Source organism: Sphingomonas sp. LY54, assembly GCF_035594035.1.
In the GTDB taxonomy this organism is placed as follows: Bacteria; Pseudomonadota; Alphaproteobacteria; order Sphingomonadales; family Sphingomonadaceae; genus Allosphingosinicella.
This window is the reverse complement of the sequence record NZ_CP141588.1, coordinates 1,848,773-1,868,899: the sequence shown is the minus strand read 5'-3', so window position 1 is coordinate 1,868,899 and position 20,127 is coordinate 1,848,773. Positions and strand designations below refer to the sequence as shown.

Sequence of the window (20,127 nt, the reverse complement as noted above, 5' to 3'; positions counted from 1 at the left end):
TGGAACAGGCGCGGCATTCTCGTCTTCGCCCCCAGGAGGATTTCGGCTAAGGGCCAGCGCATGAGCGAGCGGTACGACATCATCATCGTCGGTGGAGGCCATGCCGGCTGCGAGGCTGCGGCGGCCGCCGCGCGGATGGGCGCGTCGGTGGCGCTGGTGAGCTTCGCGCGCGAATCGATCGGGGCTATGTCCTGCAACCCGGCGATCGGCGGGCTCGGCAAGGGCCATCTCGTACGCGAGGTCGATGCGTTCGACGGGCTGATCGCGCGCGCCGCCGATCATGCCGCGATCCACTATCGCATGCTCAACGCGAGCAAGGGCGCTGCCGTGCGCGGCCCGCGCGTGCAGGCCGACCGGCGCCGATACAAGGAAGCGATTTACGCTTTGCTGGATGCCCAGCAAGGTCTGACGATCGTAGAGGGCGAGGCTGCGGCGCTGCGTTTTGACGGTACGCGCGTCGCAGGCCTGGCGCTGGCGGACGGGCGCGACCTCGGCGCGGGTGCGGTCGTTTTGGCCACCGGCACCTTCCTCAACGGCAAGCTGCATTTCGGGATGACTAACTGCGTTGGCGGACGGGTCGGCGAGCGCGCGGCGGTCACGCTGGCGGAGCAGTTGCGCGCGCTGAAGCTGCCGCTCGCCCGGCTCAAGACCGGCACGCCGCCGCGCCTCGACGGGCGGAAGATCGACTGGGCGGCGCTCGAGCGGCAGCCGAGCGATGATGGCGACTGGACGATGTCGTCGCTCGGTGGGGGCCGCGTTGCGCCGCAGCTCTTCTGCGCGATCACGCGGACGAATGCCCGCACGCACGAGATCATTCGCGGCTCGCTCGATCGCTCGCCGCTCTTTGCCGGCGAGATCACCGGCGTAGGCCCGCGTTACTGTCCGTCGATCGAGGACAAGGTCCACCGCTTCGGCGACCGCGACGGCCACCAGGTTTTCCTCGAACCCGAAGGGCTCGACGATGCCACCGTCTATCCCAACGGAATCTCGACCTCCCTCCCCGCGGACGTGCAGCTTGCCTTGGTTCGTTCCCTGCCAGGGCTGGAACGCGCCGAGATCGTCCAACCCGGCTATGCGGTCGAGTACGACCATGTCGACCCGCGCATCCTCGAGCCGACGCTCGGCGTACGCGACGTCGAGGGCCTCTATCTGGCCGGCCAGATCAACGGCACAACCGGCTATGAGGAAGCGGCAGCCCAAGGTCTGGTCGCGGGTTTAAATGCGGCAGCCCATGCGCTCGGCAAGACCCCGATCCTGTTCGATCGCAGCGACTCCTATATCGGCGTGATGATCGACGACCTCACCTTGCAGGGCGTGACCGAGCCCTATCGCATGCTGACCGCCCGCGCCGAGTATCGGCTGCGACTGCGTGCCGATAATGCCGATGCGCGGCTGACTCCCCAGGCGATCGCAGCCGGCTGCGTGAGCGAAGAAAGGCAGCGCGCGTTCGAAGCATGGCAAGCCGAGCGCGCCGCAATCGAGGGCCTGTTCGCGGGCAAGCACAGCGCGGCTGAACTCACTCAGGTCGGCGTGGGTGTCCGCGACGAGGGCGGCAAACGCAGCCTTGCGGACTGGATTCGCTTCCCGGAAGTGGACGCGAACGCGCTGCTGCGGATCGCCCCTGCCCTTGCCGAGCACAGCCGCGCCGTTCTGGATGAGGCCGTCCAGGACCATCGTTACGCCCCCTATCTGATCCGGCAGCAGGGCGAGATCGCGCGGCTCAAAGCCGACGAGGCGGTCCGGATCCCGGCTGATCTCGATTATCGCGCTATCGCCGGGCTCTCGAATGAGATGGTCGAGCGATTGTTGACGACGCGACCTCCGACTCTCGGTGCCGCGGGCCGCATCAGGGGGATCACTCCGGCGGCCCTGGCGGCGATCCTCGTCCATGCCCGGCGCAAGGCCGCGTAATGGACGAAGCGGCGGCGCGGCAGTGGCTCAGGGTAGAACTCGGTGTTTCACGTGAAACATTCGAGCGGCTCGATTCCTTCGTGGCTTTCTTGCGCGATGAGAATGAGCGCCAAAACCTTGTTTCACGTGGAACACTCGATTCGATCTGGACCCGTCACATCCTCGATTCGGCCCAGCTGATTCGTTTCGCACCCCTCGCCGCGACGTGGCTCGATCTCGGCACCGGCGCAGGTTTCCCGGGTCTTATTGTCGCGGCTCTACATCCGGCCCGCGTGACGATGGTCGAGGAGCGGCGCATGCGCGTGGATTTCCTCCACCGCGCCTCCGAGTTGCTCGGGATCGAACGCAAATCGGAAGTAATCCCGTCGAAGGTGGAGCGTTTCGAGGCGCGCCCATTCGACGCGATCAGTGCGCGGGCCTTCGCTCCGCTCGCCAAATTGCTCGATCTCGGCGCGCCATTCGCCACGCCTGGGACACGTTGGGTCCTACCGAAGGGGCGAAACGCGAAGTCCGAACTGGAAGCGGTCGAATCTTCGTGGCAGGGTGTCTTCCAGCTCGAACCCAGCCTCACCGACGCAGATGCACAGATCATCGTCGGGGAGCAGGTTCGCCGCAGGGGCAAGGGGACGCGTAAGCCATGATCCGTATCGCAGTGGCTAATCAGAAAGGCGGGGTCGGCAAGACCACCACGGCCATCAACCTCGCCACGGCGCTCGCCGCCACCGGCTGGAAGGTGCTGCTGGTCGATCTCGACCCGCAGGGCAATGCGTCGACCGGGCTCGGCATCGATCACGGCCAGCGCGAATCCTCGAGCTACGAGCTGCTGCGCGGCGATTGCACGCTGCCCGAGGCGGTCGTCGCCACTCCGGTCCCGCGCCTCGATATCGTGCCCGCCACCGTCGATCTGTCGGGCGCGGAAGTCGAACTGGTCGATTTCGACCAGCGCACCCATCGCCTCGAAATGGCGCTCGACAGCGCCACGCCCGGCCGCTGGGACGTGTGCCTGATCGATTGCCCGCCCTCGCTCGGTCTGCTTACGATCAACGCCCTGATCGCGTCGCGCTCGGTGCTGGTGCCGCTCCAGGCAGAGTTCTTCGCGCTCGAGGGCCTCAGCCAGCTGCTGAAAACCGTCGAGCGCGTGCGCGCCGGCTTCAACCCGCAATTGTCGATCCTCGGCGTCGCGCTCACCATGTACGACCGCCGCAACAACCTGTCGTCCCAAGTGGCGGACGATGTCCGCGCCGTGCTCGGCAAGGTCGTGTTCGACACCGTCATTCCGCGCAACGTGCGGCTGTCGGAAGCGCCCAGCCACGGCGTCCCCGCCCTCATCTACGACATGCGCTGCCCAGGATCGGAGGCCTATATGTCGCTCGCGCGCGAGCTGATCGGGCGCCTGCCCAAGCCGGCGGCCGCCGCATGAGCGAGGACGCAGCCATGCGCAAGCGGCCCTCCGGGCTTGGCCGCGGCCTCTCGTCCCTGCTCGGCGAAGTCGCCCAGGAAGCGCCGATCAGCGGCGCCGGCGTCCGCAACGGCATCCAGATGCTGTCGGTCGCAGCCATGGCGCCGCACCCGCACCAGCCCCGTCGCCATTTCGCCGAGGATGCGCTGGACGAGCTGGCCGAGTCGATCCGCGCGCGCGGCCTGATTCAGCCGATCGTCGTCCGTCCCCATGACGGCGGCTACCAGATCGTCGCCGGCGAGCGGCGCTGGCGTGCGGCGCAGCGGGCGCGTCTGCACGAAGTCCCGGTCATCGTCCGCGACTTCAACGAATCCGAGACGCTCGAAGTCGCGATCCTCGAGAATATCCAGCGCCAGGACCTCAACGCGATCGAAGAGGCCGAGGCCTATAAGAGGCTGATCGCGGAATTCGGCCACACCCAGGACGCGCTCGGGAAGCTCGTCCACAAGTCGCGCAGTCACGTTGCTAACCTATTGAGATTGCTGGAACTTCCTGAGAAGGTTCGGGCCTATGTTGCGTCGGGGGAGCTCAGCATGGGCCATGCCCGCGCGCTGATCACGGCCGACGATCCCGAAGCGCTGGCCCTCGAAGTGATCAATCGCGACCTTTCGGTCCGCGAGACCGAGAAGCTGGCCCGCTCCGGCAAGCCGAAGAAGGCGGGCCAGGCCAAGGCCGAGAGCAAGGGCGGCAGCGCCGACATCGAGGCGCTCGAGCGCCAGCTCGGCGACATGCTCGGTCTCAAGGTGCAGATCAGCCACGGCCCGGCCGGCGGGCAGGTCGCGCTCAGCTATTCGACGCTCGACCAGCTCGACATGATCTGCCAGCGCCTCAGCGGCGAGAAGATCTAGGGGGTGAAGGCGCTCTGAGCGCACTCGTCATTGCGAGCGTAGCGAAGCAATCCAGCTTGGCACCGCAGCCTTGGTGGATTGCCGCGTCGCTGCGCTCCTCGCAATGACGGGATCAGCGCAAGCGCGCGGCCTGGCGGCAGATCGCGAACAATTCTTCGTCGACCGCGAGCGGGCCGAGCCCGCCCGAAGCCTTCGCCTGCCGCTCCGCTTCGAGCAGGCGACCCATGCCCTTCGCAATGAGGTCGGAGCGCCAGCGCGACACCTGCGCGGCGACCGCGTCCTTTTCCTTCCAGAACACGGCCTTGCCGTGTGACGCCATGACGGCGCCGACATTGCTGCCGCGGTCGACCTCGGCGCGCAGCCGCGCGAGCAGGGTCATCCGCCGCAGCACCGCGCGGATCAGCGGGATCCCCTCGATCCCTTCGCTCTTCAGCCGTAGCAGCTCGGACTGGAGCATGGCCGGGTTGCCGCCGCTGACGCTGTCGACGAGGCGGCTCAAGTCGCCCTCCTCGCTGGCCGCGCCGACGGCGTCGATCACGTCATGGTCGATCGCCTGCGGCCGGTCCGGCGCCGCATCGACATAGAGCGCATATTTCTGCAGTTCCTGGGCGATGATCGCACGGTTGCCGCCGGTGAAATCGGCGATGCGACGGGCGAGATCGCCATGGACGGTGATTCCGACCTCGCGCGCCATGTCCGCGACGAGGCGCTCTGCGTCGCGGCCCTCGGGGACGTAGGAGGCGCAGGCCAGCGCCGCCTTCTCGGCCAGAGCGAGCTTCACCAGCTTGGAGGTGGGCTTGAGCGCCCCGGCGACGATCGCCACCGGATTGCCGGCGGTCGGCACCTCCAGCAGCGCCTCGACGGCGGGAAGCACCTCGTCGCCATTGGCGTCGACGAGGATGTATCGCGACCCGCCGAACAGCGAGATCGACGCCGCCTCGTCGGCAAGCCGCGCCGGATCGGACTTGAGTTCGGCGCCGCTGAGTTCGATCCGCTCGGCATCGTCGCCGACGCTCTTGGCCAAAAGCATGGCGAGGGCGCGGGAGCCGGCCTCGTCGGGCCCGTAGAGGAGGAAGAAGCGGGTGTCGGCGGTCGGCGCCCGCAGCGCCTTCTCGATCTGCGCCCTGTTGGCCTTCACTGGCCCCCGCCCGTCCGCGACACGTAGAGCGCGACGCGGGAGACAATCTGGTCGGCGATCTCGCGCGACAGCCGCTCGAGCGCGGTCTGCTCGGCGGCGACGGTGGCATATTCGGAGCTGACGACGTCGATGCCGGCATCGGATCCCGCGGTGGCGTCGAGCAGCACGGTGCCGACCGCAGCGTCGACGAGGCGATAGCGCGCGCGCAGCGTCCGCCGCTCGCGCGTGACGGCGTCGTCGCGGCGGATGCCGAAGCCGGTGATGTCGTCGTCGAGCTCGACCTCGAGCCGGTAGCGCGGCGTCGTGCTACCGGCGCCCAGCCGATCCTCGAGCGCCGTGCGGACCAGCCAGCCCGACTGGCCGGGGATGGGGGCGACCTGCACCGCCTGCAGCGTCTGCGCGACCACGCCGCTGCCGCCGCCGCCGTAAAGCGGCCGCAGCGTGCAGCCGCCGAGCGCCAGGACGAGAGCTAGGGCGGCGATCCGGATCATGCGACCAGGTTCACCAGGCGGTCGGGAACGACGATCACCTTGCGCGGCGCCTTGCCTTCCAGGATGCGCACCACCTTCTCGGAGGCTAGCGCCATTTGCTCGAGCGCTTCCTTGGGCGCGCCCTTGGGGACAGTGAGCGTATCGCGCAGCTTGCCGTTGATCTGGACGGCGATCGTCACCTCCTCCTCGACCAGCAAGGCCGGATCGATCGCGGGCCAGGGCTGGTCGGCGATCAGGCCGTCGTGGCCGAGCGCAGCCCAGGCCTCCTCGGCGAGATGCGGCACCATCGGCGCCACCAGCAGCAGCAAAGTTTCGGCCGCCTTGGTGCGCGAGGCAGACGGCGCCGCCTTCTCGACCGCATTGGCGAGCTCGTAGACGTTGGCGACGGCCTTGTTGAAGGCGAGCGCCTCTATATTGGCGGCGACGCTGGCGATCGTCTGGTGGAGCTTGCGGTCGAGCGCCCTGTCCTCGCCCTGCCCGGTCTGCACCTCGGATCCCATCCGCCACAGCCGCTGGACGAAGCGCCACGCGCCCTCGATGCCGGATTCGCTCCACGGCAGATCGCGCTCGGGCGGGCTGTCCGAGAGCATGAACCAGCGCACCGCGTCGGCGCCGTACTGATCGACGATCGGCTCGGGATCGACGGTGTTCTTCTTGGACTTGGACATCTTCTCGATGCGGCCGGTGGTCACCGGTTCGCCGGTCTCGGCGATGATCACGCCGCCCAGCCGGTGCTCGACCTCCTCGGGCGACAGCCAGCGGCCGTCGGGCGCCTTGTAGGTCTCGTGCGTCACCATGCCCTGCGTGAAGAGACCCTTGAACGGCTCCTCGATGTCGAGCTTGCCGATCCGCTTCAGCGCGCGAATCCAGAAGCGGGCGTAGAGCAGGTGCAGAATCGCATGCTCGACGCCACCGATATATTGGTCGACCGGCAGCCAGCTCTCGGCCACCGCCTTGTCGAACGGCTTGTCCGTCGGCTGGCTGGCGAAGCGGATGAAGTACCAGGACGAATCGACGAAGGTGTCGAGCGTGTCGGTCTCGCGCCGCGCGGGAGCGCCGCACTTGGGACAATCGGCCTTGTTCCACGTCGGGTGGCGCTCGAGCGGGTTGCCGGGGATGTCGAAGCTGACGTCCTCGGGCAGCACGACCGGCAACAGGTCCTTGGGGACGCCGACCGGGCCGCACGTCTCGCAATGGACGATCGGGATCGGCGTGCCCCAGTAACGCTGGCGCGACACGCCCCAGTCGCGCAGGCGCCATACGGTGGTGCCCTCGCCCCAGCCCGCTTCCTCGGCGCGGCGGATAATCTCGGCCTTGGCCGCCTCGACCTCCATGCCGTCGAGAAAGCGCGAATTGACGATCACGCCGCCGCCGCTGAACGCCTCGCCTTCGACCGGGTCGGAGGCCTGCGCCGCGGTCGGCGCGACGACGCGGCTGATCGGCAGCGCGTATTTGGTGGCGAATTCGAAGTCGCGCTGGTCGTGCGCCGGCACGCCGAAGACGGCGCCGGTGCCGTAATCCATCAGCACGAAATTGGCGATGTAGAGCGGCAGCTTCCAGCTCGGATCGAGCGGGTGGATAACGGAGAGGCCGGTATCGAAGCCCTTTTTCTCCATCGTCTCGAGCTCGGCCGCGGTGGTGCCGCCCTTCTTGCACTCGGCAACGAACGCCGCGACCGCATCGTCGCGCGCGGCCAGCGTCTGCGCGATGGGATGATCCGGCGAGACTGCGGCGAAGCTGGCGCCGAAGATCGTGTCGGGCCGGGTCGTGAAGACCTCGAGCGCGTCCGGAAGCGCGTCCAGAGCACCTGCATCGACCGCGTGCGAGCCCGCCACGCCGTGAATGTCCCTGCGCACCGCGCCATGGTCGATCGCGAAGCGGAAGCGCATGCCGACGCTCTTGCCGATCCAGTTCTCCTGCATCAGCCGGACCTTGTCGGGCCACTGGTCGAGCGTGCCGAGGCCGTCGAGCAGTTCGTCGGCGAAATCGGTGATCTTCAGGAACCACTGGCTGAGCTTGCGCCGCTCGACGGCGGCGCCCGAGCGCCAGCCCTTGCCGTCGATCACCTGCTCGTTGGCGAGCACGGTCATGTCGACCGGGTCCCAGTTCACCTCGCTCTGCTTGCGATAAACGAGCCCGGCCTCATAGAGATCGAGGAACAGGGCCTGCTCGTGCCCGTAATAATCGGGCTCGCAGGTCGCGACCTCGCGGCTCCAGTCGAGCGCGAAGCCGAGGCGCTTCAGCTGGGCGCGCATCGTCGCGATATTCTGGCGGGTCCAGCTGCCCGGATGGACCTTCTTCTCCATCGCCGCATTCTCGGCGGGCATGCCGAACGCGTCCCAGCCCATCGGATGGAGCACTTCGAAGCCCTTCATCCGCCGATAGCGGGCAAGCACGTCGCCCATCGTATAGTTGCGGACGTGGCCCATGTGGATGCGCCCCGACGGATAAGGGAACATCTCCAGGACGTAGGATTTGGGTTTGTCGCTGTCGTCGGAGGCGTGGAAGGAGCCTCGCTCCTCCCAGATCTTTTGCCAGTGCGCATCGGCCTTAAGCGGATTGAAGCGCGATGCCATCTCTTGAACTTACCTTTTGAATTGAAACGCTTAGCTACTGACGGCGCTGCGACGCAGGTCGCGTGCCTTGGTCAGGATGATCTCTTCCAGCTTCTGGACGGTGGCGGCGGCGACGGGCGCCTCGATCCACTGGCCGTTCTGGTAGACCTGGCGCGAGGCGGCGACGCGCAGCGCGTCGGCGCGAAGGTCGCGGTCGAGGATGGTCGCGGTCACCTTGACCCGCTCGTTCGGAGAATTCGGGTTGGCGTACCAATCGGTGACGATGACGCCGCCGTTGGAATCCACCTGGGCCATCGGCGCGAACGACAAGGTGTCGAGCGCGGCACGCCACAGATAGGAGTTCACGCCGATCGTCGTCACCGCCGAAGCGGCAAGATCGGCTTTGGGGATTTCGCGATTGCTCGCGCAGGCGGAAAGCGTCGCGACACACACAATCGCCATGCCGATAGAAACAGCGCGGGCCATCAGGGATTCCTCGAAATTTACGGTCGGCAGCCGTTATAGGTATCCCCGCGCTTGCGGCAAGCCGTCTTGGCCACTAGAGGCGGCCGGCGGACCGAAGGGGTGGGGATGTCATCGGTCTGCAGCACAGGTTGTGGAAAAGATGCAACAACCCGGAACGATTCGTTCGACGGGGGAGCGCTTTGCTGGTTTCATGCGCTCTGGCATATTACATGACCTTCAATCGGGGAGTCGTAAGGCAGTGATGAAGTTGGCGGGGATCGGTGCAGTTGGAGGCACAGCGCTTGTTGCGCTGTCGCTTTTGCTGACTCCTGCCATCGCCGCCTCCAACCAGCCCCAGAAGGCAAAGAAGGCCGCGCCCAGCCTGTCGCTCGGTAGTGGCAACGGCTTCACGCCGGCGATCGCCGACCCGCGCCTCGCCGCCGAATTCGCCCGCCGCGGCCTCCAGTCGAGCTTCCGCTTCACGCCCTCGTCGGCCTCCGGCGACAAGAGCAAGGCCGTTCGGGTCGCGGTTCGCGCCCGTTCCGGCGCTGCCGCCCTTGCGGCGCGCGGCGGTGAGAATTCCGCGAGCGCCGTCACGGCGATCACGCCGACCGCCTACAATCTCGGAGTCTCGGTCGGCTGGAAGCGCTTCGCGCTCTCCGGCGATGTCGCCAAGGTCGATGGCGGCCCGGTCCCGGGCGGTCGCGAGGCGGCCGAAGTCGGCGTCAGCTATTCGCTCAAGAAGTTCACCGGCCGCCTGGCCGTGGGCGCCGAGCGCAGCGACGGCACCGCCCCGCTCGTCCTGCCCAAGGAAAGCAGCTATTCGGTCGACGTCGGCGGTTCGTACCGCCTGACTCGCAACCTCGATCTCACCGGCGGCGTGCGCTATCGCATTCAGCATGACCGGCTCGAGGCTCTCGAGGACGACCGGCGCGACAGCCAGGCCGTCTATATCGGAACCGCCTTCCGCTTCTGATCCCGCTCAGGCGCTCCAGGCGTCGATTGCGGCCCATCCATAAGCCCCGAGATTTCGGGCGCGATCCGCTTCCATCCCGCCCAGTGCAATGACCGGTAGCTGGGTGCGCCGCGCCAGCGCGCGGAAGCGCAGCGGGCCCAACGGCTCGACCTCCGGATGCGAGCGAGTCGCGAAGACGGGTGACAGGAAGACGGCGTCGGCGCCGCTGCGCTCGGCGGCGCGAATCTCCCGCAGATTGTGAGCCGGTGCAGTGCGCAGCCCGCCATGAAGGCGCCGTCCGCGTCCGTGCGTGCCGTCTCCGCCCCACCGTTCCGTTCCGCCCGCGAGCAAGACCAGGCCGCGCTCCCGGGCGGCCGCCTTGACGCGCTCGAACAACGCGCGGCGCTCCGGGTCCGGCAGGCTATAGTGGCGGAAGACGATGCCGGCGCCGCGCGGCAGCCGCGCGATCGCGGTCCAGAGAGCCTCGCCCTGGCGTTCGTCGGTCATCAGCCACAGGCGCGGCAGAGGCTGGCGGCGGTGCATGCCCCTTTCTATAGCAGCGCCCATGAACGACGCATCAACCGCCGCCCGCCTGGCCGAAGTCCGCGACCGCATCGCCAAGGCCGCCGCCCTTGCCGGCCGCAAGGAGGACGCGATCGAGCTGATCGCGGTCTCCAAGACCCATCCCGCCGACGCGATCGTGCCTCTGCTCGAGGCCGGGCATCGCAGCTTCGGCGAGAATCGGGTGCAGGAGGCGGAAGCAAAATGGCCCGCGCTGCGTGCGCTTTTCCCCGATGTCCGGCTTCACCTGATCGGCCAGCTCCAGTCCAACAAGGCCGAGGAAGCGGTGGCCCTGTTTGACGCGATCCATTCGGTCGACCGTCCGTCGCTGGTCGCCGCCCTCGGCAAGGCGGTGGAGAAGAGCGGCCGCCGGCCGGCCTGTTTCGTCCAGGTCAATATCGGCGACGAGCCGCAGAAGGGCGGCTGCCCGACGGCGGAGCTTCCGGCGCTGCTCGACCAGTGCCGCGAGGCCGGCCTCGATATCGCAGGGCTGATGTGCATTCCCCCTGCCGATGTCGAACCCGCGCCCTACTTCGCGTTGCTCGCCAAGCTGGCGCGCCGCCACGAACTGCCGGGGCTCAGCATGGGCATGTCGGGCGATTTTGAAACGGCGGTCATGACCGGCGCCACCTATGTCCGTGTCGGCACCGCTTTGTTCGGCGCGCGCGAATGACGTTCGACTGCCTGATATTCGATTTCGACGGGGTGCTGCTCGAGAGCGAATATGTCGGCAACCGGCAGATCGCCGAATATCTGACGGCCAGGGGTCATCCCACGACTCCCGAGGAGTCGATGCACCATTTCATGGGGCTGAGCGGGACGGACTTCTTGGCGGCGATCGAGCGATGGATCGGCCGCGCCTTGCCCGAGGACTTCCACGACACGCGCGCCGCCGAGGATGCGCGTGTCCTGAGCGAAGGGATCGAAGCGGTGGCGGGCGCCGTCGCCTTCATCGAATCGCTGCCGCCGGAGCTGCCCAAGGCGATCGCATCGTCCAGCCGCAGCCACTGGATCCAGACCCATCTCGACCATCTCGGCCTGCGCCACCACTTTGGCGACAGGATCTTCAGCGGCCGCGAGCATGTCGCGCGCGGCAAGCCCGCGCCCGACATCTATTGGCACGCCGCCGCCGCGATGGGCGTCGACATAAGCCGCACCCTGATCATCGAGGATTCGCCGGTCGGCGTTGCCGGCGCGGTCGCGTCCGGGGCTACAGTCGTCGGATTGTGTGCGGGCAGCCACTGCCTGCCCGGCCATGCCGATCGGCTGCGCACGCTCGGCGTCCAGCACATCGCGACGAATTTCGACGAGGTCGCCGCGCTGCTCGGTCGCTAGAGCTGGTGCCCGCTGCGCAGGCGCTTGGTGTCGAGATAGGCTTGGTTGTGGGGATTGGCCCCGGTCTTGAGCGGCACCCGCTCGACGACCCCGATGCCGGCCCCCTCCAGCCCGGCGACCTTGCGCGGATTGTTGGTCAGCAGCCGGACTTCCTTCTGGCCGAGCAATTGGAGCATGCGCACGGCGACCGAGAAATCCCGCTCGTCGTCGCTGAAGCCGAGGCGCACGTTGGCGTCGACCGTGTCGAAGCCCTGATCCTGGAGCGCGTAGGCGCGCAGCTTGTTGACTAGGCCGATCGCGCGCCCTTCCTGGCGCAGATAGAGCAAGATGCCCCATCCCTCGTTGGCGATGGCGGCGATGGCGTCGTTGAGCTGGGGGCCGCAATCGCATTTCAATGAGCCCAGCGCGTCCCCGGTCAGGCACTCGCTGTGCAGCCGCACCAAAGGCGGCTTGCCGCTCGGACTGCCGATGACCAGAGCGACATGCTCGGCCGCGTCCTCGCCGGAGCGGAAGGCGACGATCTCGGCCTTCTCGGCGCCCCGGATCGGTAGGCGTGCCCGCGACGCGATCGTGAGCGAGGGCGTGCGGTCGTAATCGGCGACGACGGTCGAACTCAGCGCCACTTCGGGGTCGCCGCCGCCGCCGACGAAGAAAGCGGGCAGGAGCCCCGCTCGCCGCGCAAGACGGAGCGCGGCCTGCGCCGCTTCCGGGCAATCGCCGGCGACCGTGCGGAACGGTCCCTTCATCGGCCGGCTGAGATCGAGCGCGGGGTCGGCGATCGCGGTCGCTTCGGTGAGGTCGATCCATGGCGAACGCTCGATCCGGACCGGCCCTGTCGGAACCGCCTCGCGCTGGTTGGCCAGCTTCAGCGTCACCGCGCGATTGCCCGAAATGAGGATATCGGACGGGCCGGCCGCGTCGAACGCGGCCAGGCCCTCCGGATCCGCCGTCTCGACGGCGAGGAAAGAGGTGCCGTCGATGGCGATCGGCCAGCCGCGCCGCAGCGCATCGATGGCGCGGGCGACATCGCGCCCGCCGGTCAAATGGCGAACTCGGTGACGAGCGGCACGTGGTCCGACGGCTTGATCCAGCTGCGGCAGTGCTCGAGTACCTCGTGGGCGACGGCGAGCTTCGCCACGTCCTGGGTCGCCCACATATGGTCGAGCCGGCGGCCACGGTCGTTCTTGGTGAAATCGGGCGAACGGTAGCTCCACCAGGTGTGGAGACGCTTCGGCGCCGGATGGAAATGGCGGCCGAGGTCGGCCCAGTCGCCGCTCTGCTGCAGGCGGTTCAGCGCCTCGACCTCGATCGGGGTGTGGCTGACGACGTTGAGCAACTGCTTGTGGCTCCACACGTCGCATTCGAGCGGCGCGACGTTGAAGTCGCCTACCAGGAGTGTGGGGCGCTTGCACTGCTCGGACCAGCGCGTCATCCGCTCGATGAAATCCAGCTTCTGCCCGAACTTGGTGTTGACGCTCCGATCGGGGATGTCGCCGCCGGCGGGGACATAGACATTCTCCAGCCGGATGCCGCATTCGAGCTGCACGCCGAGATGGCGCGCCTCGCCATTGTCCTGCCAGTCGAAGCGGTCGTCCTCGCGCATCGGCACACGGCTGATGATCGCGACGCCATGGTGCATGCGCTGGCCGCAAAGCATGATGTGGTCGTAGCCGAGCTTGTGGAACAGGGCGCGCGGGAAATCCCCGTCCACCACCTTGGTCTCCTGCAGGCACAGGATATCCGGGCGGTGGTCGATGAGGAACTGTTCGACGATGCCGAGGCGGGCGCGAACGGAGTTGATGTTCCAGGAGGCGATCTTCAGCGTGGCAGGCATCAGCGGCGTTTAGCGTCCGGTCTCGAATCTGTCGACAAGCACCGCGCCACACAGGAAAAGGCCCTCGCTCCGGGGGCGTGGAACGAGGGCCGTCCAAGCGTTTTGCGACGCGAGGTCAATTGCGACGTCCGGCCGGGCAACAGGGGGGAAACCCGGGGGGATTCGCAATTGCACCCCTCTCTATAAAGAGCCGTACCTGTCGCCGCGATGAATGGCGTTAACTATTTCGACACTTATCCGCGCGGGCCCTTGCGACGCGGGTCAGTCCAGCGGAATGCCGATTCCGCCACCGCCACGTTGAAGCGCTGGTTCGACAACTTGATCGTCGTGCGGTTGTTCTGCGCGTCGATCGTCGTCCAACCCTGCAGCATCAGTCCCTGCGGCGCGCTTCCGATCTTGGCGAAGGCGATCGAAATGGTGCCGAATTCCGGCTTCTTGGGATCGCGCGCCTGAATCATCAGCACCTGGTCGTTATTGGTGACGACCTTGGCGATGCCGTCGAGCTTCTTGTCGGGGTTGAGCAGCACCGACAGCGGCGAATTGCCGATCGGCCAGCGCGAGACCTGCTTCACCTCGTAATCGATCATGGTCAGGGCCTTGCCGTCGCCGACGATCAGCAGCGGCACGCCCTTCTGATACTGGAAGCGGATTTTGCCGGGCCGCTTCATCGTCAGCGTCCCGCCCAGCGACTGGCCCTTGCGGTCGGTCTGAACGAAATTGGCGGTCATCGTGTCGACCGCGCGCAGATGCTGGGTCACCTGATTGAGCGGCGACGCGGCCTGCGCGGCCGCCGTCGCCGGCGTCACGGACGCAATCGTCAGCGGCACGGCGGCCAGGGCAAGCGTCGTGAAACGCAACATGCAGTGTCTCCGTATAATGTTTGGAAGGGATATGGGGTTGCTGGCTTGAATGCCTACTGAACCCCTCCGTTCCATTCCGTTCAGACTCAGATGGCGTGGCCTTCGGCGTCGATCAGGACTTCGCGGCGGCCGACATGGTCGGGTGCGCTGACGATTCCTTCCTTCTCCATCCGCTCGATCAGGCGCGCGGCATTGTTGTAGCCGATGCGCAGCTGGCGCTGGATGTAGCTGGTCGATGCCTTCTGGCTTTCCGCCACGGTCTGCACCGCCTTGCGATAGAGCTGGCTGTCGGGATCGTCCTCGCCGGTCGGCTGGCCCTCGAACATGTAGCCGCCGTCCGCGGGCTCCTCGGTGACCGACTGGACATATTCGGGATGGCCCTGGCCGCGCCAGTAATCGGCGACGGCGCGGACCTCCTCGTCGGTGACGAAGGGCCCGTGGACGCGCGCGATCTGCTTGCCGCCCGGCATGTAGAGCATGTCGCCCTTGCCGAGCAGCTGCTCGGCGCCCTGCTCGCCGAGGATGGTGCGCGAATCGATCTTGGAGGTGACCGAGAAGGAGATACGGGTCGGCAGGTTGGCCTTGATCACGCCGGTGATGACGTCGACCGAGGGGCGCTGCGTCGCCATGATCAGGTGGATGCCGGCGGCGCGCGCCTTCTGGGCGAGGCGCTGGATCAGGAACTCGACCTCCTTGCCCGCGGTCATCATCAGGTCGGCGAGCTCGTCGACGACGACGACGATCTGCGGCAGCAGGTCGAAGTCGAGCTCCTCCATCTCATATTTGGGCTGGCCGGTTTCCTGGTCGTAGCCGGTCTGGACGCGGCGCCCGAGCGACTGGCCCTTCTGCTTGGCCTCGCGCACCTTGGCGTTGAAGCTGGAGAGCTGGCGGACGCCGACCGACGCCATCATCCGGTAGCGCTCCTCCATCTGCTCGACGGTCCATTTCAGCGCGCGCACCGCCTTCGCGGGCTCGGTGACGACCGGCGACAGGAGGTGCGGGATGTCGTCATAGACGCTGAGTTCCAGCATCTTCGGATCGATCATGATCATGCGACACTGCTCGGGCGTCAGCCGGTAGAGCAGGGACAGGATCATGCAGTTGAGGCCGACCGACTTGCCCGAGCCGGTGGTGCCGGCGACGAGGAGGTGCGGCATCGGCGCGAGATCGGCGATGACCGGATCGCCGGCGATATTCTTGCCGAGGATCAGGGGAAGCGAGGCGACCTGGTCCTCGAACGCCTCGGACGCGATCAGCTCGGCCAAAGTCACCATCTCGCGCTTGGCGTTGGGCAGTTCGATGCCGATCACGCTGCGGCCCGGGATGGTCGCGACGCGCGCCGACAGGGCCGACATGTTGCGCGCGATGTCGTCGGCAAGCTGGATGACGCGGCTCGCCTTGATGCCGCTCGCCGGCTCGAGCTCGTACATGGTGACGACCGGGCCAGGCCGAACTTCGACGATCTCGCCCTTTACCGAGAAATCCTCGAGCACCGATTCGAGCAAACGGGCGTTGCGCTCCAGCGCCGCCTTGTCGAGCTTGCCGGTGGCCGGCGGCGGCGGCGGATTCAAAAGATCGAGCGTCGGCAGCGTGTAGGCATCGCCCAGCGCCAGCGACGGCTGGCGCTCGCGTTGCGGCCGGCGGCTGGTGTCGGGCGGCTTGCGGTCGGCGATGACGGTCCGCGGCGGCTCGGCCGGGGTGATCACCGGCGCGCGCGCGGGCTTCTCGGCGAGATCCTCCTCGTTGATCTCGTCATAATCCTCGATCGTGGAGGCGGCGCGCTCTCGGCGCGTGAACAGCCACTGCCGCTCCTCGGCGCGCAGGCCGAGACCGAGATACCAGAGGAACAGGCCGGCGAGCGCGAACAGTGCGACCGTGACGACCCGGAACGGCTCGGCGATGCCGGGCTCGCCGATCAGGCCGATTCCCCAGTCGGTGAGCCGCGCCAGCGACAGGCCGAAGGCGCCACCCCAGCCTGCGGGCAGGCCATTGACCGCGCCGCCGAACAGCAGGGCGACGGCGGTGCCGAGCAGGATCAGTCCGAGGATGCTGAGCAGGAGGGCGCGGATCCAGCGGCCCGGCTCGGTGCCACGCGCCAGGCGCAGGCCCAGCAGCAGGACCAGGGGCACGAGCAGGCCCACGACCGGGCCCCACAGGCTGAGCAGAAGATCGGACGCGAAGGCGCCGGGCGCGCCGAGCCAGTTCTGAACAGGCCCCGCGGCGGAGGTGTTGAGCGAGGGATCGGTGGGGTGGTAGCTCACCAATGCCAGCACGGCGAGCAAGGCAGCAGCTATCAAGGCGATCCCGCCGAGCAGGGTGCCCGAGCGCATCGCGCCTTTCTTCATGCCGTTCCGCCACTGGGCCATCCGGCCCTTCCGGCCCCCGCGCGCCGCTGATGATGCCACGTCCGTGCCCCAAATGTTCTCTTATGCTTAATGCGCTGGCCGGGAGTCCGCGGTCAAGCGCTTGGCGTTGCCCGTCTGCATCGCTAGAGCGGGAAAATGGAGCGCGCGGACGTCATCATCCTCGGCGGAGGCCTGGTCGGGCTGACGCTGGCCATTGCCCTCGACAAGCACGGCCTGTCCAGCATCGTCGTCGATCCGGCGGACCCGGTAAAAACCCTCACCCCGCAATATGATGGCCGGACCACCGCGGTCTCGAGCTCGTCGTGGCGGATGCTGGAGGCGATCGGAGTAGGCGAGCGGCTCGACGACAAGGGCTGCGCGATCCGCTCGATCCGGGTCAGCGACGGGCTCGAGCCTGGCGGACTCGTGTTCGATCCGCCGGCCGACGACGATCCGCTCGGCATCATGTTTGAGAACCGGCTGCTGCGCGCAGCGTTGCGCGACACGGCCATGGCGGCCAAGGGCGTCAATCTGGTTATGCCGGCTCGCCCGGGTGAAGTGGTGCGGGACTCGACCGGCGTCCGCGTCGCGCTCGACGACAGCCGCCTGATCGCCGCGCCTCTGCTGATCGGCGCGGAAGGCCGCAATTCGCCGTCGCGCGAGGCCGCGGGCATCACGGTCGCGCGCTGGCGCTACGACCATGTCGCGATCATCGCCACCGTCAACCACGAGCGCAGCCACGAAAATGTGGCCTATGAGATCTTCTATCCGGCCGGCCCGTTCGCGATCCTGCCAATGCTGGCCGCCGAGAACGGCATGCATCGCTCGGCGATCGTGTGGTCGGTCAACGCCGACGATGCCGCCGCGATCATCGATCTGCCCGAGCGCGCGCTCGCGGCCGAGATCGAGAAGAGGATGGGCGGCTTCCTCGGCGCGATCACGCTGGCGGGGCCGCGTTCCAGCTATCCGCTCGGTTTCCACCATGCCGCGACCATCACCGGCGAGCGGCTCGCGCTGGTCGGCGACGCCGCCCACGGCATCCATCCGATCGCCGGCCAGGGCCTCAATCTCGGCTTCCGCGACGCCGCCGCATTGGCACAAGTGCTGGTCGAAGGGGCACGGATCGGGCTCGATCTCGGCGACGCACAATTGCTGGCGCGTTATGAGCGCTGGCGCAGCCTCGACACTTTCACGGTCGCCGCCACTACCGACGCGCTGACCCGTCTTTACGGCATCCCCGGCAAGACCGCTTCGGCGGTCCGCCGCTTCGGCATGAGCGCGGTGCAGCGCATCCGACCGCTCAAGGACCAACTGATGGCCGAGGCTCGTGGCGAGAGCGGCGACATGCCGTTGCTGCTACGCGGCCTGACCATCTAGGCGGCGGGCTTCTTCGACCAACAGCACCGGCAGCCCGTCGCGGACCGGATAAGCGAGGCCGGCTTCGTCCGAAACCAGCTCGCTCCGCTCGCGATCGTAGCGCAACGGCGTGCGGGTCGCCGGGCAGACCAGCTTGGCGAGCAGCGCCGGATCGATGTCGCCGCTCATTGCAGCGTCTCGGGACCGTCCGCGCCGCCGGGCAGGATGCGCTGGAAATGCATGAACTGGACGAGCAGGTCGGTGCGCGCAGCAAGGTCGGCCGCTTCGAGCAGAGCCTGCTTCGAGCCGACGTCGAGCGGGGCGATCTGGGCGATGCCGTTGACCAGCATCTCGTCGTCGAGCCGGCCGACCGCCTCCCAGTCGACGGCATAGCCGAGCGCGTCGGCGTAGCGGCGCGCCTCCCGCTCGAGCTCGGCGCGCTGGATGCTGGCGAGCGGCTCGGCATCCTCCTCGTCGTCGAAGCCGCTGCGGTCCGCATCCACCTGCCGGTAGGGCGTCATGACGTCAGCCTCGCCAGCGATGCGGAAGCGCGAGACCCCTTCGAGGACGATGTTGAAGCGGCCGTCGTCCAGTTCCTCCGAACCGACGATGCGGCCGATGCAGCCGACTTCGAAGAGCCCCGGCGGCTCCCCCGAATCCCTGGGCTGGACCATCGCGATCCGCTGGTCGCTGGCGAGCGCGTCGCGCACCATCGCGCGGTAACGCGGCTCGAAAATATGCAACGGCAATTGCGCGCGCGGAAACAGCACGGCCCCGGCGAGCGGGAAGATCGGCACCCGTAGGAGGCCGGCCTTCGCCATCAGGTGAACAGGATCGACGAGAGGCGGCGGCGCTGCTGCGACACCCAGGGATCTTCCAGGCCGACCACTTCGAGCAATTGCAGCAAACGCTTGCGCGCGGCGCCGTCGTTCCAGTCGCGGTCGCGCTGGATGATTTCGAACAATTGGTCCGCCGCCGCCTGGCGGTCGCGGCTCATCAGCGCGCCGGCGAGCTCGTAGCGCGCCTCGAGATCGTCGGGATTGGCGGCGATTCGCGCGTCGAAGGCGCTGGTGTCGACGCCGGGCTCGGCTGCGGACGCGAGGGCGATGGCCGAGCGAGCGCGGGCGATGGCGGGCTCGGCGGCGATCTTTTCCGGAACCTGATCGAGCAGGGCCGTGGCCTCGTCGACGCGGCCCGTCGCGACCAGCGCGCGCGCCAGCCCAGAGACCGCGTCCGGATTCTCGGGCGCCATCTCGATAATCTGGCCGAAGATCGAAGCGGCGCGTTCGCCGTCGCCGTCGGCCAGCACCTGCTCGCCCATCTCGATCAAAGGCGCGACCTCGGCTTCGGCCTGCTGCGCGTCGCCCTCGATCGGGAGCTGTGCGAGGAGCTGGTCGAGGATGCGCGTGAGCTGCCCCTCGGTGCGCGCCGGGGTGAGGTCGGCGACCGGCTGGCCCTGGAAGACGGCATAGACGGTGGGGATCGTCTGAATCCGGAATTGCGCCGCGATCAGCTTGTTCTCGTCGACATCGACCTTGACCAGCCGCACGCCGCGGTCCGCATAATCGGCGGCGACCTTTTCCAGCACCGGGGTCAGCTGCTTGCACGGGCCGCACCATTCAGCCCAGAAGTCGAGAATCACCAGCGACGTCATCGACGGGTCGATCACGTCGCGCTTGAAAGAATCCAGCGCTTCCTTCTCGGCCGCGCTCATGCCCAACGTCGCCACAATCGTCTCCCTGTTCGTACCGCCCCTATGTGGGATGAAGCCCGCCTCTGCCAACCCCGCGAGAAATTCCGCGAAAACGGGTTGCGGCCCTGAAAAACCGATGCTAACCGCCCCTCACCTTGATCGGGGGCAACGAGCCGCCCGGTCCGCCGAGCGGGCGTAGCTCAGGGGTAGAGCACAACCTTGCCAAGGTTGGGGTCGAGGGTTCGAATCCCTTCGCCCGCTCCAGTCTTTCCAGACAGCATCATACTAGCACCGGCCGGATCAGCGGTCCGCACACCATGT

The 20,127-nt window shown here is 67.6% G+C and carries 20 protein-coding genes and 1 tRNA gene; 9 read left to right on the top strand and 12 right to left on the bottom strand.

Annotation, left to right across the window (positions count from 1 at the left end):
- The first annotated feature begins 60 nt into the window (after window positions 1-60).
- Genes mnmG through SH591_RS09495 form a run of 4 tightly spaced genes read left to right on the top strand, consistent with a single transcriptional unit; the run spans window position 61 to window position 4,218 of the window.
- On the top strand, window positions 61-1,911 hold the full coding sequence (gene mnmG / locus SH591_RS09510; RefSeq protein ID WP_324748923.1) for a tRNA uridine-5-carboxymethylaminomethyl(34) synthesis enzyme MnmG: 1,851 nt from the start codon (window positions 61-63) through the stop codon (window positions 1,909-1,911).
- Window positions 1,911-2,552 carry a 16S rRNA (guanine(527)-N(7))-methyltransferase RsmG gene (rsmG, locus tag SH591_RS09505; protein ID WP_324748922.1) on the top strand — a complete coding sequence of 214 codons (642 nt, stop codon included), beginning with the start codon at window positions 1,911-1,913 and terminating at the stop codon, window positions 2,550-2,552. Before mnmG ends, rsmG begins: the two co-directional genes overlap by 1 nt.
- Window positions 2,549-3,331 carry a ParA family protein gene (locus SH591_RS09500; protein ID WP_324748921.1) on the top strand — a complete coding sequence of 261 codons (783 nt, stop codon included), beginning with the start codon at window positions 2,549-2,551 and terminating at the stop codon, window positions 3,329-3,331. The genes rsmG and SH591_RS09500 overlap by 4 nt, the downstream gene beginning before the upstream one ends.
- Window positions 3,328-4,218, top strand: a complete 891-nt coding sequence (locus SH591_RS09495) for a ParB/RepB/Spo0J family partition protein (RefSeq protein WP_324748920.1) — start codon at window positions 3,328-3,330, stop codon at window positions 4,216-4,218. Before SH591_RS09500 ends, SH591_RS09495 begins: the two co-directional genes overlap by 4 nt.
- 112 nt (window positions 4,219-4,330) lie before the next feature.
- On the opposite strand, the gene holA is transcribed toward SH591_RS09495, so the two are convergent.
- The 4 genes from holA to SH591_RS09475 are packed head-to-tail and all read right to left on the bottom strand — an operon-like array spanning window position 4,331 to window position 8,864.
- Window positions 4,331-5,356 (bottom strand): DNA polymerase III subunit delta, encoded by a 1,026-nt coding sequence (gene holA / locus SH591_RS09490; protein ID WP_324748919.1) that lies wholly within the window; start codon window positions 5,354-5,356, stop codon window positions 4,331-4,333.
- Window positions 5,353-5,847 carry an LPS assembly lipoprotein LptE gene (gene lptE / locus SH591_RS09485; RefSeq protein ID WP_324748917.1) on the bottom strand — a complete coding sequence of 165 codons (495 nt, stop codon included), beginning with the start codon at window positions 5,845-5,847 and terminating at the stop codon, window positions 5,353-5,355. Before lptE ends, holA begins: the two co-directional genes overlap by 4 nt.
- Window positions 5,844-8,423, bottom strand: coding sequence for a leucine--tRNA ligase (gene leuS / locus SH591_RS09480; protein WP_324748916.1), 2,580 nt, complete (start codon window positions 8,421-8,423; stop codon window positions 5,844-5,846). The genes lptE and leuS overlap by 4 nt, the downstream gene beginning before the upstream one ends.
- Before the next feature lie 30 nt (window positions 8,424-8,453).
- Window positions 8,454-8,864 carry a DUF3576 domain-containing protein gene (locus tag SH591_RS09475; RefSeq protein ID WP_416222332.1) on the bottom strand — a complete coding sequence of 137 codons (411 nt, stop codon included), beginning with the start codon at window positions 8,862-8,864 and terminating at the stop codon, window positions 8,454-8,456.
- Window positions 8,865-9,129: 265 nt separating this feature from the next.
- On the opposite strand from SH591_RS09475, the gene SH591_RS09470 reads away from it, so the two are divergent.
- The gene (locus tag SH591_RS09470; protein WP_324751361.1) at window positions 9,130-9,843 is read left to right on the top strand and encodes a porin; all 714 of its coding nucleotides are present in this window, start codon (window positions 9,130-9,132) and stop codon (window positions 9,841-9,843) included.
- Window positions 9,844-9,849: 6 nt separating this feature from the next.
- Here the strand turns inward: SH591_RS09470 and SH591_RS09465 are convergent, their stop codons facing one another.
- Window positions 9,850-10,365 (bottom strand): thiamine phosphate synthase, encoded by a 516-nt coding sequence (locus SH591_RS09465; RefSeq protein ID WP_324748915.1) that lies wholly within the window; start codon window positions 10,363-10,365, stop codon window positions 9,850-9,852.
- 22 nt (window positions 10,366-10,387) lie between these two features.
- On the opposite strand from SH591_RS09465, the gene SH591_RS09460 reads away from it, so the two are divergent.
- Window positions 10,388-11,056, top strand: a complete 669-nt coding sequence (locus SH591_RS09460) for a YggS family pyridoxal phosphate-dependent enzyme (protein WP_324748914.1) — start codon at window positions 10,388-10,390, stop codon at window positions 11,054-11,056.
- On the top strand, window positions 11,053-11,718 hold the full coding sequence (locus tag SH591_RS09455) for an HAD family hydrolase (RefSeq protein ID WP_324748913.1): 666 nt from the start codon (window positions 11,053-11,055) through the stop codon (window positions 11,716-11,718). Before SH591_RS09460 ends, SH591_RS09455 begins: the two co-directional genes overlap by 4 nt.
- Here SH591_RS09455 and ribA read toward each other — a convergent pair.
- The 4 genes from ribA to SH591_RS09435 form a co-directional block, all read right to left on the bottom strand.
- Entirely contained in the window at window positions 11,715-12,761 is a 1,047-nt protein-coding gene (ribA, locus tag SH591_RS09450; protein ID WP_324748912.1) for a GTP cyclohydrolase II, read from the bottom strand. The genes SH591_RS09455 and ribA overlap by 4 nt on opposite strands.
- Window positions 12,758-13,552, bottom strand: a complete 795-nt coding sequence (locus SH591_RS09445) for an exodeoxyribonuclease III (protein WP_324748911.1) — start codon at window positions 13,550-13,552, stop codon at window positions 12,758-12,760. Before SH591_RS09445 ends, ribA begins: the two co-directional genes overlap by 4 nt.
- Window positions 13,553-13,785: 233 nt before the next feature.
- Window positions 13,786-14,412: a LolA family protein gene (locus tag SH591_RS09440; protein WP_324748910.1), complete on the bottom strand. Its 627-nt coding sequence runs from the start codon at window positions 14,410-14,412 to the stop codon at window positions 13,786-13,788.
- 86 nt (window positions 14,413-14,498) lie between these two features.
- Window positions 14,499-16,778 (bottom strand): FtsK/SpoIIIE family DNA translocase, encoded by a 2,280-nt coding sequence (locus SH591_RS09435; protein WP_324748909.1) that lies wholly within the window; start codon window positions 16,776-16,778, stop codon window positions 14,499-14,501.
- A 135-nt stretch (window positions 16,779-16,913) separates the two neighbouring features.
- Here SH591_RS09435 and SH591_RS09430 point away from each other — a divergent pair, with 135 nt between their 5' ends.
- Complete coding sequence (locus SH591_RS09430) at window positions 16,914-18,134, top strand: UbiH/UbiF/VisC/COQ6 family ubiquinone biosynthesis hydroxylase (protein WP_324748908.1); 1,221 nt, start codon at window positions 16,914-16,916, stop codon at window positions 18,132-18,134.
- On the opposite strand, the gene SH591_RS09425 is transcribed toward SH591_RS09430, so the two are convergent.
- From SH591_RS09425 to SH591_RS09415, 3 genes are read right to left on the bottom strand one after another with little or no spacing between them, the layout of a single operon-like run.
- The gene (locus SH591_RS09425; protein ID WP_324748907.1) at window positions 18,114-18,302 is read right to left on the bottom strand and encodes a Trm112 family protein; all 189 of its coding nucleotides are present in this window, start codon (window positions 18,300-18,302) and stop codon (window positions 18,114-18,116) included. The two genes, SH591_RS09430 and SH591_RS09425, sit on opposite strands and share 21 nt — an antisense overlap.
- Complete coding sequence (locus tag SH591_RS09420; RefSeq protein WP_322831254.1) at window positions 18,299-18,934, bottom strand: LON peptidase substrate-binding domain-containing protein; 636 nt, start codon at window positions 18,932-18,934, stop codon at window positions 18,299-18,301. Before SH591_RS09420 ends, SH591_RS09425 begins: the two co-directional genes overlap by 4 nt.
- Window positions 18,934-19,842, bottom strand: a complete 909-nt coding sequence (locus tag SH591_RS09415) for a tetratricopeptide repeat protein (protein WP_324748906.1) — start codon at window positions 19,840-19,842, stop codon at window positions 18,934-18,936. The genes SH591_RS09420 and SH591_RS09415 overlap by 1 nt, the downstream gene beginning before the upstream one ends.
- 153 nt (window positions 19,843-19,995) lie before the next feature.
- Here SH591_RS09415 and SH591_RS09410 point away from each other — a divergent pair.
- A tRNA-Gly gene (locus tag SH591_RS09410) sits at window positions 19,996-20,070 on the top strand.
- Window positions 20,071-20,127: the final 57 nt, after the last annotated feature.

Excerpts from the sequence above, each read along its gene's own strand:
- mnmG (WP_324748923.1), top strand. The coding sequence starts at position 61 with ATGAGCGAGCGGTACGACATCATCATCGTCGGTGGAGGCCATGCCGGC.
- rsmG (WP_324748922.1), top strand. The coding sequence starts at position 1,911 with ATGGACGAAGCGGCGGCGCGGCAGTGGCTCAGGGTAGAACTCGGTGTT.
- SH591_RS09500 (WP_324748921.1), top strand. The coding sequence starts at position 2,549 with ATGATCCGTATCGCAGTGGCTAATCAGAAAGGCGGGGTCGGCAAGACC.
- SH591_RS09495 (WP_324748920.1), top strand. The coding sequence starts at position 3,328 with ATGAGCGAGGACGCAGCCATGCGCAAGCGGCCCTCCGGGCTTGGCCGC.
- lptE (WP_324748917.1), bottom strand. The coding sequence starts at position 5,847 with ATGATCCGGATCGCCGCCCTAGCTCTCGTCCTGGCGCTCGGCGGCTGC.
- leuS (WP_324748916.1), bottom strand. The coding sequence starts at position 8,423 with ATGGCATCGCGCTTCAATCCGCTTAAGGCCGATGCGCACTGGCAAAAG.
- SH591_RS09475 (WP_416222332.1), bottom strand. The coding sequence starts at position 8,864 with ATGGCGATTGTGTGTGTCGCGACGCTTTCCGCCTGCGCGAGCAATCGC.
- SH591_RS09470 (WP_324751361.1), top strand. The coding sequence starts at position 9,130 with ATGAAGTTGGCGGGGATCGGTGCAGTTGGAGGCACAGCGCTTGTTGCG.
- SH591_RS09465 (WP_324748915.1), bottom strand. The coding sequence starts at position 10,365 with ATGCACCGCCGCCAGCCTCTGCCGCGCCTGTGGCTGATGACCGACGAA.
- SH591_RS09460 (WP_324748914.1), top strand. The coding sequence starts at position 10,388 with ATGAACGACGCATCAACCGCCGCCCGCCTGGCCGAAGTCCGCGACCGC.
- SH591_RS09455 (WP_324748913.1), top strand. The coding sequence starts at position 11,053 with ATGACGTTCGACTGCCTGATATTCGATTTCGACGGGGTGCTGCTCGAG.
- SH591_RS09445 (WP_324748911.1), bottom strand. The coding sequence starts at position 13,552 with ATGCCTGCCACGCTGAAGATCGCCTCCTGGAACATCAACTCCGTTCGC.
- SH591_RS09440 (WP_324748910.1), bottom strand. The coding sequence starts at position 14,412 with ATGTTGCGTTTCACGACGCTTGCCCTGGCCGCCGTGCCGCTGACGATT.
- SH591_RS09435 (WP_324748909.1), bottom strand. The coding sequence starts at position 16,778 with ATGGCCCAGTGGCGGAACGGCATGAAGAAAGGCGCGATGCGCTCGGGC.
- SH591_RS09430 (WP_324748908.1), top strand. The coding sequence starts at position 16,914 with ATGGAGCGCGCGGACGTCATCATCCTCGGCGGAGGCCTGGTCGGGCTG.
- SH591_RS09425 (WP_324748907.1), bottom strand. The coding sequence starts at position 18,302 with ATGAGCGGCGACATCGATCCGGCGCTGCTCGCCAAGCTGGTCTGCCCG.
- SH591_RS09420 (WP_322831254.1), bottom strand. The coding sequence starts at position 18,934 with ATGGCGAAGGCCGGCCTCCTACGGGTGCCGATCTTCCCGCTCGCCGGG.